Below are 14,047 nucleotides of genomic sequence, written 5' to 3' on the forward strand. Positions count from 1 at the left end.
GTGAGTTAAATGCGTATTGCAAAAGTGGTTGAACTTAAAGCAGGCATGTTCAAGATAGTCATGGATAATGGTGATTCGTTTAATGCGCATGAAGAATCACTCGTGAGATACCGTCTCATCAAGGGCACTGAATTGGATGAAGCGGAATATGACCGGATATTGAATGCGATTCAATACGACAGGGCATATGTCGATGCGCTGAAATACATCAGCTATAAGCTTCGGTCTATAAATGAAATGAAAGATTACCTGGATGAAGATTATGGACCGGAAATCATCTCACAGACCATTCACCGTCTCAAAGATGAAGGCTATCTCAATGACAGCCATTATGCTGAAGCATTGAAAAATACGATGCTGAACACGGGCGACAAAGGACCGGGAGCGCTCTCAAGAGAGCTGAAAAAGCACCGGGTTGATGAAGACATCATCATTCGGATGACGCGTGTCTTCGACTCGGAGGTCGATGAAGCGCGAATGAACCGGATAAAAGCAAAAGAGCTGAAGAAACATAAAGGTGCATATCGCCAGTTCAAGATGAAGTTACAGGAGAAACTTTATCAAAAAGGATATAATAAAGACCACATAGGTCTGATTTCATTCGAAGATGATGAATTTGATGAGACATCCCATTTTGAGAAAGACTTTGAAAAGTATTACAATAAGTATATGAAGAAAGATTGTTCTTATGCTTCAAGACAAAAGCTGATTCAGGCATTGATGCGAAGAGGCTATAACTACGATATGATTCAGGAAAAGTTAGGCGGTATAGAAGATGAGTTCATTTAATACAATGACGAGACGTGAAATAGAGGCGTACATCGTTGATAAACGGGAAAAAATGCGCAAAGCGGAAATGATGGGAATAGAAAATGAGTACCGTGTGCACGAACGTCAGGTCCTGATCGCCGAAAGTTATCTGATCGACCTGTCTCTGATAGAGCCGGGAAAAATCTATAAAATCATCAGTAATGAAGACTTTTATTTTAAAGTGGAATATATAAAAGGGGTTTTCGCCTGGGGATTCTATGTCGGTGGAAATGAGAAAGAGACGGGTATTCCAGTAAGCATGCTCCAGCTAAGCAAGAAAGGTTGATTAGATGCACGACATCATTCTGCTCAGGGCGTTAGACCTGACGTATGCTAAAGAACCGGTAAAGTTCAAGGACCGGATGCTCGGCCGTGCTGAAGGTCTGATGTTAAAAGATGTCACTTTCCACCTTTATAAAGGAGAAGTGCTCGGAATACTGTCGGACTATGAATCTCTTTCCTATTTAAAAGAGGTTGTCAGCGGCACACTTGATGTTTCCAAAGGAAAGATCAAAACGAAAAGTTCAATCCTCAGTCTGGATGTTATGGACCATATCCATCACAGGCACCCTGTAAATATTTTTGTAACAGAGCTTCTGGACGAATATATGGGACCGGATGATGTTCAGAATGTCATTGAAGAATTGAAAGAGCAGCCCCTCTTCAGAAAGAACTGGGGAACACCCGTCAAAGATCTTACGCGTCGGGAAATTGCATTGATACTGATAGAAATGTCCAAAGTGGCCGATGCTGAAATCATCATATACTGCAACATGTACCGTCATTTGACCGAACGGGACAGAGAGATGTTCAAGAGTGCCGTCAACAACCAGGAAAAATCAGAGCGGGGCATACTTCTCCTGGAGAATGATATTGAACCGGTCAGCATGCTGGCGAACTATTTCATATGGCTCAGCTACGGACAGATACGCTATGATGGCAGTGTCAAAAAAGGCGTGGATACTTACAATGAGTATATGAGGAGGAAAAGCCAGCTCAAGAGTGTGGATGAAGAAGTTTTATTTGATCTTGAGTGGAAACAGGATGTTTCTGAATATGCGAGATATAAACATTCTTTGCAAAGGTTGAGCCGGAAGCAGACCGGACTCATCGATGGTTTGAATATCAGGAAAATCATAATTTCCATCGTTCTGCTGTTCATGATGCTGATGTCGAGTATCGTCATTTTCATGGATATTTCTTTCACCGGATCTGCGAATACCAAACAGAATCAATCAGTCACTGTACCTGATGCAGAATCGGAAAACGAGAGGATATATTATGCTCTGACCGCAGAAGACAGCATGCAGTTTGGAGAGCAGGTGCTGTCCCACCTGAGTCTGGTCGAGGTGGATTCGAACCGGGGAGATGGATATACGGTAATTATTGGTGATTCAGAATACGCAGCGGATGAAGAGAGCCTGATCTACTTCAATCCTGCCAGTCTGTATCCTGAAGTGTCTTTTGAATCGCTGCTTCCTTACACCAGTGAGAAATTCGTGGATTCATACCAGTTCTATACCAGGTATCTGGGAAGGGAAGCGAGTACCGTCATTGACGGTTTCAACTTGTCATCATCTGACGACAGGCACGCCTCTGTTTCAGGTTTTCCAGTGACTTATCATTTCAGGAACGGCTATGTATTCTCAATGACCATACCCGCTTCCGATATAAACGGTTTATATGAAGAACATGGACTCGAATCCAAAGATGTCATTTTCAGACTCCGGGACGGCGGTTTTATGATCTTGGATGCATCAAATGAAACATGGCTCTACATTAATCAATAGGAGGGGCAGGATGAATTACAAGGTAAGATATTTGTGGAGGCAATTCCTTGATCAGACAGGATACTTCTCAAAACACAATTTAACGCCTCTCCTGCTGTATGCCATCGGCCTTATGTTTCTGCTGCTGGGAACGGCACTTTTAGGGCCGGAGGAAATCGTCCAGTACCTGTATACGATTGTGGGCCTCATGGCAGCAGTATGGCTTTTCAGCATGGTGGTCTTAAACAGGAATGCATCTTTTTATAAAGATTCGGTAGTCAAGGTGAATTATGTTCCATTATATTTCAGAATGCTGCCGACAATCATTTTCCAGACTTTTATATTCGTGATGTTTACCGTGCTGTACAGTGCATTTGCCGCGCTTGTCGTAGATGACTGGCTGATCAATATTTTTTCACTGTTGTATTATACGATTCTCGGCGTCATCTTGATTATTCCGTTCATCCTTCTGTTCCTTACAGTTGAAACACCAAATCTTGGCAAGGTCAATGTACTGGTTTTCATCGTACTGATACTATCCGTTCCGGTATTGTACCTGCCGGAATCAATACCCGATGTGCTGGAGAACATTTTAAGCCTGAATCCATTCTATTATGTGATAAACAGTCTTCAGGCAAACGCTGTACAGTTGGCCTGGGATATAGACAGGCTGCCTCATGACATATTGTTTTTTGCACAGATCATATTTTTATATTTGTGGATGCTTGAATTCTACAGCAAGATGAAGTTCAATCTTTATCAGTTCAGAAAAAAACGACAGGATGCATGACATCCTGTCGTTTTAGTTATTTATAAGCTTACGCTGCAGTTTACTTTCTGAGAACACCCAGCCGGTGTAGCTGTGGATGACTTCGTTATTATCCTTGTCCACCTGCATGATACAGACGAATGGGTAATGGCCGTCCTTCAAATATCTGAGGTCGATATATCTGATCTCAGCCAGATTTTCGGACAGCTCCTTCACTTCGTAGCGGTATATTGAAGAAAAGAAAGTGAAAGCTTTGAAGTTGATATCTTTTTTTACAGCTTTGAACATATCTTCATCAATCAGTGCGCTTTTGTTGAAGCGGTCGTAGAAGATGATGTTTCCACGGAAACTCCGGCCGACATAATAAGCATTTTGGGTTACGGCGACCAGCCGCCATTCGAAAAAATGGATGGTCGGCATACAGAATACCCGTGTAATGTACTCCTCGGGAAGCTGACGTTCCACTTTTTTATTTATAAATTGCTGCATACTTGCACGGGCAAGGTAATACACGAACATGACACCGTAAAGTATGAAAAAGAGTATAACAGGTGATATGCCGAGGAACCACAGTATGAAATAGAGCACATGCATGACGATGATGGGGATATCCACTGTATTGATGACGCCGAGCTGTATCCAGGTATTGTTGATCGGCCGCAGTGCCTGTGTGCCGTATGAATTGAATATATCTACGAACACATGTAAAAATACTGCGAACTGTATCCATAAGTACATATTCAATGCAGGGAGATCAAAGAGCATTACTGACAGGACTGTCAGCAGCACCGGCCATATGAAAAATGTAAACGGGAGGGAGTGTGTGATTCCGCGGTGATGTGTGATGTAGACTGCATTGTTTTTCATTTTCATGGCAGTATCCACATCAGGCACGAGTGAAGCACCCACAACAGTGGTAATGAAACCGACGGATAACGGGTCGATTGCCGGATCCATGGCGGCTAAACCCACTATTGTTCCACCCATCAGTGTATGTGTTAAAGTATCCATATTAAACCCCCCGTTCAAAAGAGAAATATTTATGTAGAGGAAGATGCCACATGCTGAACATTTCAGATTTTAATAATAACCTATTGGTCTGGTACCAGGCAAATAAAAGAGATCTGCCTTGGCGGAGGACGAGCGACCCCTACCGCATCTGGCTGAGTGAAGTCATGCTGCAGCAGACGCAGGTTATTACAGTTATACCCTATTTTGAAAAATTCATAACAAATTACCCCGATATCGACAGCCTTGCTGATGCGGATGAAGGGCGTTTATTGAAAGACTGGGAAGGGCTGGGCTATTATAACAGGATACGCAATTTCCAGACCGCAGTAAAAGAAGTGCAAAATACATATGATTCCAAAGTACCTGATGATCCTGATGCTTTTTTCAGTCTCAAAGGTGTTGGCCCATATATCGGCGGGGCAGTACAGAGCATCGCATTCAATAACCTGCTGGCAGCAGTTGACGGAAATGTACTTCGGGTGATGGCAAGGCTGAACCTGGACTACAGAGATATGACCAAAGCATCTGTCCAGAAATCCGTAAAACAGAACATTGAAGCGATCATGCCGCTCGAAGCGGGGGATTTTAATCAGGCGCTGATGGAATTGGGGGCGACAATCTGTACGCCAAGAGCACCAAAATGCATCATGTGTCCGGTGCAGGGACACTGCGAGGCGTATAAGGCCGGAGAGGTCGCCAGTCTGCCTGTGAAGAAGAAGGCGAAAGCCAAAAAAGAGATATATTACAATGTTTACTTCATCCTTAATGATAATGAAGAGATCATATTGAGGAAGCAGGAAGGTACGCTGCTCCAGGGGATGTACGAACTGCCGAAATACGATATTGATACATCTGTAGAATCGATTGAAGAGGAACTCGGGCTGACGCTCGACCATCCGAATCTCCATGTTGGCAGTGTAAAGCATGTATTCACCCATCAGGTATGGTATATGGAAGGATATGTGCTGTATACAAAGGACGCCCATCCGGATTTCATTTCGCTGAATGAAGTGGAAAAGCTGCCGATGAGCAAGGCGATGCAGAAGATCTACAGGCAGTTTGAAGGATAAACCAAAAAATGTGAATATAAATGCACCTATGATATAATATAAAAGTATTATTATAAAGGTGGTGTGGAATATGGGTTTAGAATCCATACCCAAGGAAGGCAGCAGGGTTAAAATCCAGAGCTATAAGCATGATGGGAACATCCACCGAGTATGGTCCGAAACGACTATCCTTAAAGGAACTGATCATGTAGTGATCGGAGGCAACAACCGCACTCTGGTTACTGAAAGCGACGGGCGTACGTGGGTGACACGTGAACCTGCAATTGTTTATTTTCATGTGGATTACTGGTTCAATGTAATCTGTATGTTCAGAGAAGACGGAGTCTATTACTATTGCAATCTTTCCTCGCCATTTGTTTATGATGAAGAAGGTTTGAAATACATCGATTACGATCTGGATATAAAAGTGTATCCCGACGGCAAATATCATCTGCTGGATGAAGACGAATACCGTCTCCACAAGCAGCGTATGGATTATCCGGAAGACATAGACAAAATACTGAAGCGCCATGTGGATATTCTCCAGCAATGGATCGAGAGGAAGAAGGGGCCTTTCGCTCCGGATTTCATCAAAGTCTGGCAGCAGAGATTCAACAACGATTTTAAATCATACTAAAGATCAATCAACTGGCTTCAGTTGATTGTTTTTTTGGAAATTGAAAAAGGAAGTTTTAAATTGATTAGACGTTATCTACAATTTGTAAAGCCTTATACGTGGCTGATTGTGCTGACGATCATTATTGGGATATTGAAGTTCGGCATTCCGCTGCTCTTGCCGCTCCTGATCAAATACGTAATTGACAGTATCATACTTGCAGAAGGGCTGACAGTTGAAGACAGGGTGAACATGCTGATCCGGATCCTCCTGATCTTCTCCTTCATCTTCGTAATCATCCGTCCGCCGGTGGAATATTTCAGACAATATCTGGCACAGTGGACGAGTAATAAGATACTCTACGACATAAGAAAGAAGATGTACGGCCACTTGCAGATGTTGAGCGCAAAGTTTTATTCGAACAGTAAAGTCGGGGAAATCATCTCCCGGGTAATCAATGATGTGGAGCAGACGAAAGATTTCATCATGACTGGATTGATGAACGTCTGGCTTGATCTGGTTACAATTATCATCGCTCTTATAATCATGTTCAGTCTGAACGGGGAGCTTACGCTCGTATCCATGATCATTTTCCCGTTCTATATATTCGGCGTATGGTATTTCTTCGGGCGTCTGAGAAGGCTGACGCGTGACAGATCCCAGGCACTGGCAGAAGTGCAGGGGTTTTTACATGAGCGGATCCAGGGTATAAATGTCATCAAAAGTTTTGCCGTGGAAAAGAATGAAGAAGGGCGTTTTAATGAAAGGAACAGCAACTTCCTGGATAAAGCCACGAATCATGCGAAGTGGACCGCCAGAAGTTTTTCCGTTGTAAATACCATTACGGATGTCGGTCCGCTGCTGGTAGTGGGCTACGGTGCCTATCAGGTGATCCAGGGCAACCTGACTGTGGGTACACTCGCGGCATTCATCGCATATCTCGACAGGTTATACGGACCGCTCCGCAGACTTGTTTCCTCCTCGACGACACTCACTCAGAGTATCGCCTCGATGGACAGGGTGTTCCAGCTCTTTGATGTGAAATATGATGTCAAAGACCGTGATGATGCAAAAGTACTAAACCGCACGGACGGCAACATTGAGTTCAATACCGTAGGTTTTGACTACAACGGTGAGGATACGAATGTCCTGAAAGATATTAATTTTAACGTGAGAAGCGGAGAGACCGTCGCTTTTGTCGGTATGAGCGGCGGCGGCAAATCCACTCTGGTTACACTCATTCCGAGATTCTATGATGTGACCGAAGGGAAAGTGCTGCTTGACGGTAAAGATATAAGAGATTATACGATTGAGTCACTCCGGAATAATATCGGGCTTGTAATGCAGGATAATATTCTGTTCTCAGACTCGATTTTGGAAAATATCATGCTTGCTGATCCGGATTCAACAGAAGAGGAAGTTATAGAAGCGGCCAAAAGAGCCAATGCGCATGAATTCATCATGGGTCTGCCGGAAGGATACCATACAGAAGTGGGTGAACGTGGTGTCAAATTGTCAGGTGGCCAGAAACAGCGTATTGCTATTGCGAGAGTCTTCCTTAAAAATCCGCCGATTCTGATATTGGATGAAGCGACGAGTGCGCTCGACCTTGAGAGTGAGAGCATCATACAGGAAACTCTGCTTGAGCTTTCCCATAACAGGACGACGATAATAGTGGCGCACAGACTTTCTACAATCACCCATGCGGACAGAATATTTGTCATGAGCAACGGTGAGATCGAAGAATCCGGCACACACCTGGAATTGATGAACAAGCAGGGTGCCTACTACGATCTCTACAGTATTCAAAACTTATAATCTATAGTAGTTAAAAGGATGATTTCATGAGTGGAGAAGTGGATATTTCATTTTTACAGCATGATACACTGGAAGCGGCAAAAAATTTGCTGGGCAAGGAAATCGTTACTGAAACAGATGGCGGATTGACCAGTGGATTCATCACTGAAGTAGAGGCTTATCTTGGTCTGGAAGACCGGGCGGCCCACACGTTTGGCGGCAAAGTTACAAAGAAAAATGAGAAGATGTTCAACAGTTTTGGACATATCTATGTTTACACCATGCATGGTCATAATTGTATGAATTTCCTGACTAAAGACAAAGAGCATCCAGAAGGTATTCTGATTCGCGGCATCGAACCGAATGCCGGCAAAGACATAATGATCCAGAGGCGGGGCCGCGAAAAAAATCTGACCGATGGACCGGGAAAACTGACCAAGGCACTTGGCATCAGGCGGGACCTGCATAATGGAATGGAATTGAACAATGATATTCTGAAATTGATGGAGGGGAAAGTTCCGGCGATTATCGAAGCGACGAAACGGATCGGAATTGATACGAAAGAAGAAGCTGTTGATTTTCCCTACCGCTTCATCGTAAAAGGAAATCCCCATGTGAGCAGATTCAAAGGTAAGATTGACGAAAATAATGGCTGGAAATATTAAAAAAACAGGTATCCGATCCGGATACCTGTTTTTTATATATCGAGTGTTTCATCCTGTATGTTGATTTTATTATTGTCCGCATGGAATCTGAAGAAACTGGAGGCCAGTCTATCCAATCTATCAAGAGAATTCGAATACTCATGGATGGAGGAAATCACTTCTAATATATTCTCATACTGGACTTTTTCCTCCTCGGATTCAGCTTCATTATACAGTGTGACGAAATTATCCATCATGGAATATTCAAACTGGTCATCGACATCATAGACGTCAGACGGCACTTCAGGTTTAATCTTTTCAGTGATTTTCATGAATATCTGTTCATGGTAGCCCATCAGCTGTTCCAATTCGTATTTGATTCTGTATCTGAAATCTTCATCAAGGTGATTATAGTCATTCTCAAAGCGGTTGATCTTCCGAAGCAGTTCAAAGGCTCTTCTTGTTGAAGAAATCAGCTGTTGGAAGAGTATTTTACGGCGTGCTTCTGCAAAGTATCTTCTGCTGAAATAGTTCTTTTCTTCCCGGTACCAGAGATACATGGTTTCCAGGGTCACCACTCTTGTCCTGAGTGATTCGATATCTTTTTTCACTACTTGATATTCACTCACAGCATTCAATTCCAACCGTATCCACTTGAATATGTCACTCGTGATGTTAAAGCAGTTATGATACATCTTCGTTTCATATTTGGGAGGTATAAAAATGAAATTGACTATCAGTGAACAGAGCACACCGAGCATGACGAGTGAAAATCTGATGCCTGCTGCTTCCAGAAATTCCATAGTGGTTGAATTCTCCATCACCTGCGGTGCATCCATGATAGCAATCATGGTGACTACGGCCAGAGTCGAAACGCTCTGCAGATTGAAAAAGAGAAGGATGGCAAGCACCAGTATGACGGTGAGCCCGATGATTATAATATTGTTGCCGAATAATAACACCATCACAATTGCAGAAATTGCACCGAGGGTGTTCCCCTGGAATTGTTCCCATAATCTCTTGACTGAGCGATGGACGTTTGGCTGCAGAGCGAAGACCGCAGCGATGGCGGCAATCAGTGTTGGTTCCAGGTTTAATAATTTGGCAATCAGCAGAGTGAATACAACTGTAACTCCGGTTTTTAAAACTCTAGCACCAAAACGCATGGCACCATCTCCTATAAATCATTTTTGAAAACTTCTTCGACTATGGAAAGCGTTTCTTTAATATCATCTTCAGTATGTTCTGTTGTGATGAACCAGGCTTCATATTTTGATGGTGCGATATTGATGCCTCTGTGGATCAGGCCGTTAAAAAATTTGGAGAAGATTTCCCCGTCGCTTTCTTCAGCCATGTTGTAATCCGTCACTTTTTTATCCGTGAAGTAGATTGTCAATGCACCTGCCAGGCGGTTGATGGAAGCTTTAACCTCATATTTATTTATAAGCTCTGTGATTCCGTCCTCGAGCATTTTGCCGAGGTGATCGAGTTTGTCGTAGACTCCCGGTTTTTCCAATATTTCAAGACAGGCCAGACCCGCCGCCATGCTGAGCGGATTGCCGGCCATTGTCCCTGCCTGATAGGCGGGGCCGAGCGGTGCGACATTCTCCATTATATCAAGGCGGCCGCCGTAAGCGCCGATGGGTGTTCCACCGCCGATGATTTTACCCATTGCAGTTAAATCCGGTTCAACATTAAGCAGGTTTTGTGCGCCGCCGTACATGAACCGGAAAGCAGTGATTACTTCATCATATATGACCAGTGAACCATTATCATGTGCCACCTGGTTCACTTCTTCGAGGAAACCTTCAAATGGTTCGACAATACCAAAATTCCCGACAATCGGTTCAACAAGTACAGCTGCAATCTCATCGCCGAAATGGTCGATGGCCGTTTTAAAATCTTCTATATTATTAAACGGCACTGTGATTACATCTTCCGCTACCCCTTGAGGGACACCCGCAGAATCCGGAGTACCAAGCTGGGAAGGACCGCTGCCGGCAGCAACAAGTACAAGGTCGGAGTGACCATGATAGCAGCCTTCGAATTTAATGATCTTATTACGTCCGGTATAGGCACGTGCAACTCTGATGGTGGTCATTACTGCTTCAGTTCCCGAATTGACGAATCTTACACGTTCCAATGAAGGGATCGCTTCCTGGATTTTTTTGGCAAAATCAATTTCCAGAGTCGTAGGAGTACCGTACAGGATGCCTTTGCTGCTCTGCTCCGCAATCGCTTCATGGATGCGTGGATGGCCGTGACCTGTGATGATCGGACCGTAGGCTCCCAGATAGTCTATATACCTGTTGCCGTCTACATCATAAAAGTATGCACCTTCTGCACGGTCCATCACGATTGGAGCGCCGTCACCGACTGCTTTATATGATCTGGAAGGTGAGTTGACACCGCCCAGTATCGTCTTATTTGCTTCTTCTTTGAGTGCTTTTGATTTTTCGTGAGTGAACATTCATTTTCATCCTTTTAACTGCAATTTTTTATATTATGTATTCTACCACACATATCTTCCATTATTAAGCGAGGCTGATTGTGTTGTGAGTTATGTTGAAGTCCGTTATCATCAATATATATATAACTATCTAGGAGGAGTAAAGATGGATAAATTTCCAGAATTTGAACTTGAGAATCAAAATGGGGAAGCAGTCTCCAATAAAGACCTGAAAGGAAAAACGGTCATATACTTCTATCCGAAAGATAATACGCCGGGATGCACCACACAGGCGTGCGATCTGAGGGATAATATGGAATTCCTTAATGATCTCGATGTAACGGTCTACGGTGTGAGCGGGGACTCAAAGAGGAAACACCAGAACTTTATTGAAAAACAAAATCTGAACTTTGACCTTTTAGTGGATGAAGATTTTAAATTGGCTGAGAGTCTGGATGTATATAGAATGAAGAAAGTTTTCGGAAAAGAATCCAAAGGGATTGTCAGGACCACTTTTGTAGTGGATGAAAACAGCAACATTTTAAAGCGTTATGATAATGTAAAGGCAAAAGAGCATATGGATAATCTCAAAGCATTTCTGCAAGAGGTATAAACGGATGAAGAATATACTGTCAACAACAAGACTCAGAGAAGAGATGATGGACCAGCTGGAGAATGATTTCGGGGAATATGAGTACAGGTTCGTAAAATCGCGGGAATTATCTGATGAAGACCGGGAATGGGCAGAAATATTCGTGACCTACGGATCTGACATGAAAGCTGAACATATGGAAGCTTTTAAAAATCTGAAATGGGTAATGGTGATGAGTGCCGGCATGGACGACATGCCACTGGATCAGATGAAAGACATTCATATCACAAACGCCAAGGGAATCCATAAGATACAAATGACTGAATATACGATTGGGCTGCTGCTCAATTTCTATAAAGGGATTCATCAGTTGAAGCTTGAACAGAGCAGATCTTATTGGAGAAATAAGGCAACAACTGAGGAAATATATGGAAAAACTGTTCATATATTAGGAACAGGCAGCATCGGCTCACACCTTGCAGGGGTACTGAAAGCATTTGGTACAAAAACAACCGGATACAACACAAAAGGCAGGGAAGTTGAAAATTTTGACCAGACGTATTCCATCATCGACCTTGGTTCACATATCAATGAAGCGGATATAGTGATTAATATTCTGCCGAGCACTGAAAATACCCGGGGTCTGCTTACAGAAGATACTTTCAAAAAAATGAAAGATACAGGCGTGTTCGTCAATATCGGCCGTGGTGATATAATGACTGATGAGACGGTGAATACCGTTTTATCTGAAAGACATATCAGGTATATGATACTGGATGTATTCAATCAGGAGCCGCTGCCGGAAGATCATGAATTTTATAATTATGATAATTTGACGATTACACCTCATGCTTCGTCCAAAACTCCGGAATATCTGACTCGTGCATTTGATATCTTCATATATAACCTGAAGCGGGCTGATGATTTCGATTCCATGAAAAATATCATCAACCCTGAGCGTGGCTACTGAAAATCTGATTTGACAAACAATTTAATAACGAAGTACAATAAATATATTACAGTAGTCTGATTAGGAAAGAAGGTATCAATATGAAGATGATGGATGCCAATGAACAGTTCACTGATTCAATTGATGCACTCAAAAAGACTGGTGTCAGAATTACACCACAAAGAAAAGCAGTGCTCAAGTATATGATAGAAACTGAAGAACATCCGACTGCTGATGATATTTTTAAAGCGTTATCTGATGAATATCCCAATATGAGTGTTGCAACAATTTATAATAACCTGAAACTATTCAAGGATACAGGATTGGTGAAAGAACTCACCTACGGGGATTCTTCCAGCCGGTTCGACTTCATTACAGATACGCATTACCATATCATCTGCAGTAATTGCGGCAAGATAACAGATTTCCATTATCCGGGACTTGAAGAAGTAGAGCAGCTTGCCGGATCTGTCACAGAATATGATGTGAGTCATCATAGACTTGAAATCTATGGTCTTTGTCCGGAATGCAGAGAACAAATGTAGATCAGAAATAAGAAAAGCGGCCGATCGGCCGCTTTTCTTATTTCTATTTTGTCTGATTGTTCTCTGCGGACTCTTTTTTAATCTCTTCAATGGCTTCATTACGTCTGTGGTCCACATTATAATCCAAAGAGAAATCCTTACCTTCCAACTCTTTGTCTATTGTAAGGGGCTCTTTGCAGTGCTGGCAGAAATCGACATGCCCGAGGATTTTTGTGTACTTTTCACAATTGGGACATTGGACGGTTACTGTGCGGGTGCTGATCATTCCCACCCAGAAGTAGATGACGAAACTGAGAAGTATCGGTAATAAACCTACTATAAGGAATAAACTGAAAATGATTTGATACTCCCGGAAGAAGACACCCAGGTACATGATTCCCATGCCTATAAATACAAGGGCCAGAGCAAAGCCGCGGATTCGCTGTATTTTATTGCTTTTCTTTTTCATACTTTCTTTCACCTCTGAAATTCATTATATACAATTATAAGCAATTATGATAATCTAATATTTAGCATTTAGTGAACACGGCAATGCATTAAAAGAATTTCAAAATTCTTCAGCAAAATTGTTGACATTAAATCGCACACTTGTTATGATATAAAAGTCGCTGATTTCAGCAGCGTAAATTTTTTAACTCAGCAACATAACAGTATTTCATCCGCAAAAAAGTTTTTCGAAAGTGTAAAAATTACGCTTGATTAAAACTTGCAGCTGATGTAACATACTAAGAGTGAGAAAAAACGAGAACATTGAAAACTGAATGACAATATGTCAACGTTAATTCCGAGATAATGAGGTTCACATTAAGTTGAACTTCCCACATTGAGGCGACCAATCAAAAACGCAAACAGATACTGTCAGCAGTATCACATGAGCTCGAGAGGAGCTTTCCAATTATGGAGAGTTTGATCCTGGCTCAGGATGAACGCTGGCGGCGTGCCTAATACATGCAAGTCGAACGCGAGAAGGAGGAGCTTGCTCCTCCGGATCGAGTGGCGGACGGGTGAGTAACACGTAGGCAACCTGCCCATCAGCCGGGGATAACT

The 14,047-nt window shown here is 42.7% G+C and carries 15 protein-coding genes and 1 rRNA gene; 12 read left to right on the forward strand and 4 right to left on the reverse strand.

Annotated features, from left to right (window positions below; genetic code table 11):
* Positions 1 to 9: 9 nt before the first annotated feature.
* Genes BM271_RS12205 through BM271_RS12220 form a run of 4 tightly spaced genes read left to right on the forward strand, consistent with a single transcriptional unit; the run spans position 10 to position 3,369 of the window.
* The gene (locus tag BM271_RS12205) at positions 10 to 789 is read left to right on the forward strand and encodes a RecX family transcriptional regulator (protein ID WP_046790659.1); all 780 of its coding nucleotides are present in this window, start codon (positions 10 to 12) and stop codon (positions 787 to 789) included.
* Positions 776 to 1,096: a YfhH family protein gene (locus BM271_RS12210; protein ID WP_046790658.1), complete on the forward strand. Its 321-nt coding sequence runs from the start codon at positions 776 to 778 to the stop codon at positions 1,094 to 1,096. The genes BM271_RS12205 and BM271_RS12210 overlap by 14 nt, the downstream gene beginning before the upstream one ends.
* Before the next feature lie 4 nt (positions 1,097 to 1,100).
* Positions 1,101 to 2,600 carry a hypothetical protein gene (locus BM271_RS12215; RefSeq protein ID WP_046790657.1) on the forward strand — a complete coding sequence of 500 codons (1,500 nt, stop codon included), beginning with the start codon at positions 1,101 to 1,103 and terminating at the stop codon, positions 2,598 to 2,600.
* 10 nt (positions 2,601 to 2,610) lie between these two features.
* Positions 2,611 to 3,369 (forward strand): YhgE/Pip domain-containing protein, encoded by a 759-nt coding sequence (locus BM271_RS12220; protein ID WP_046790656.1) that lies wholly within the window; start codon positions 2,611 to 2,613, stop codon positions 3,367 to 3,369.
* Positions 3,370 to 3,381: 12 nt separating this feature from the next.
* Here the strand turns inward: BM271_RS12220 and BM271_RS12225 are convergent, their stop codons facing one another.
* Positions 3,382 to 4,359 (reverse strand): metal-dependent hydrolase, encoded by a 978-nt coding sequence (locus BM271_RS12225; RefSeq protein ID WP_046790655.1) that lies wholly within the window; start codon positions 4,357 to 4,359, stop codon positions 3,382 to 3,384.
* A gap of 50 nt (positions 4,360 to 4,409) precedes the next feature.
* Here BM271_RS12225 and mutY point away from each other — a divergent pair, with 50 nt between their 5' ends.
* The 4 genes from mutY (at position 4,410) to BM271_RS12245 (ending at position 8,486) form a co-directional block, all read left to right on the forward strand.
* Positions 4,410 to 5,429, forward strand: coding sequence for an A/G-specific adenine glycosylase (gene mutY, locus BM271_RS12230; protein ID WP_046790654.1), 1,020 nt, complete (start codon positions 4,410 to 4,412; stop codon positions 5,427 to 5,429).
* A 70-nt stretch (positions 5,430 to 5,499) separates the two neighbouring features.
* The gene (ntdP, locus tag BM271_RS12235; RefSeq protein WP_046790653.1) at positions 5,500 to 6,045 is read left to right on the forward strand and encodes a nucleoside tri-diphosphate phosphatase; all 546 of its coding nucleotides are present in this window, start codon (positions 5,500 to 5,502) and stop codon (positions 6,043 to 6,045) included.
* Positions 6,046 to 6,105: 60 nt separating this feature from the next.
* The gene (locus tag BM271_RS12240) at positions 6,106 to 7,842 is read left to right on the forward strand and encodes an ABC transporter ATP-binding protein (RefSeq protein ID WP_046790652.1); all 1,737 of its coding nucleotides are present in this window, start codon (positions 6,106 to 6,108) and stop codon (positions 7,840 to 7,842) included.
* 26 nt (positions 7,843 to 7,868) lie between these two features.
* Positions 7,869 to 8,486 (forward strand): DNA-3-methyladenine glycosylase, encoded by a 618-nt coding sequence (locus tag BM271_RS12245; protein WP_046790651.1) that lies wholly within the window; start codon positions 7,869 to 7,871, stop codon positions 8,484 to 8,486.
* A 32-nt stretch (positions 8,487 to 8,518) separates the two neighbouring features.
* On the opposite strand, the gene BM271_RS12250 is transcribed toward BM271_RS12245, so the two are convergent.
* Both BM271_RS12250 and BM271_RS12255 read right to left on the reverse strand, forming a co-directional pair.
* A complete protein-coding gene (locus tag BM271_RS12250) occupies positions 8,519 to 9,631 on the reverse strand; it encodes an FUSC family protein (RefSeq protein ID WP_046790650.1) in 1,113 nt (370 codons plus the stop codon).
* Positions 9,632 to 9,642: 11 nt separating this feature from the next.
* Positions 9,643 to 10,935, reverse strand: a complete 1,293-nt coding sequence (locus BM271_RS12255; RefSeq protein WP_046790649.1) for a glutamate-1-semialdehyde 2,1-aminomutase — start codon at positions 10,933 to 10,935, stop codon at positions 9,643 to 9,645.
* 145 nt (positions 10,936 to 11,080) lie between these two features.
* On the opposite strand from BM271_RS12255, the gene bcp reads away from it, so the two are divergent.
* The 3 genes from bcp (at position 11,081) to perR (ending at position 13,000) form a co-directional block, all read left to right on the forward strand.
* The gene (gene bcp / locus BM271_RS12260; RefSeq protein ID WP_046790648.1) at positions 11,081 to 11,527 is read left to right on the forward strand and encodes a thioredoxin-dependent thiol peroxidase; all 447 of its coding nucleotides are present in this window, start codon (positions 11,081 to 11,083) and stop codon (positions 11,525 to 11,527) included.
* Positions 11,528 to 11,531: 4 nt separating this feature from the next.
* On the forward strand, positions 11,532 to 12,476 hold the full coding sequence (locus BM271_RS12265; protein ID WP_046790647.1) for a D-2-hydroxyacid dehydrogenase: 945 nt from the start codon (positions 11,532 to 11,534) through the stop codon (positions 12,474 to 12,476).
* An 89-nt stretch (positions 12,477 to 12,565) separates the two neighbouring features.
* Complete coding sequence (gene perR / locus BM271_RS12270) at positions 12,566 to 13,000, forward strand: peroxide-responsive transcriptional repressor PerR (RefSeq protein WP_046791535.1); 435 nt, start codon at positions 12,566 to 12,568, stop codon at positions 12,998 to 13,000.
* Positions 13,001 to 13,043: 43 nt separating this feature from the next.
* Here perR and BM271_RS12275 read toward each other — a convergent pair whose 3' ends face one another.
* Positions 13,044 to 13,448 carry a DUF2614 family zinc ribbon-containing protein gene (locus tag BM271_RS12275; RefSeq protein ID WP_046790646.1) on the reverse strand — a complete coding sequence of 135 codons (405 nt, stop codon included), beginning with the start codon at positions 13,446 to 13,448 and terminating at the stop codon, positions 13,044 to 13,046.
* Positions 13,449 to 13,894: 446 nt separating this feature from the next.
* On the opposite strand from BM271_RS12275, the gene BM271_RS12280 reads away from it, so the two are divergent.
* Positions 13,895 to 14,047, forward strand: a 16S ribosomal RNA gene (locus tag BM271_RS12280); the annotation flags it as partial.

Source organism: Salinicoccus halodurans, from assembly GCF_900114445.1.
Taxonomy (GTDB): domain Bacteria; phylum Bacillota; class Bacilli; order Staphylococcales; family Salinicoccaceae; genus Salinicoccus; species Salinicoccus halodurans.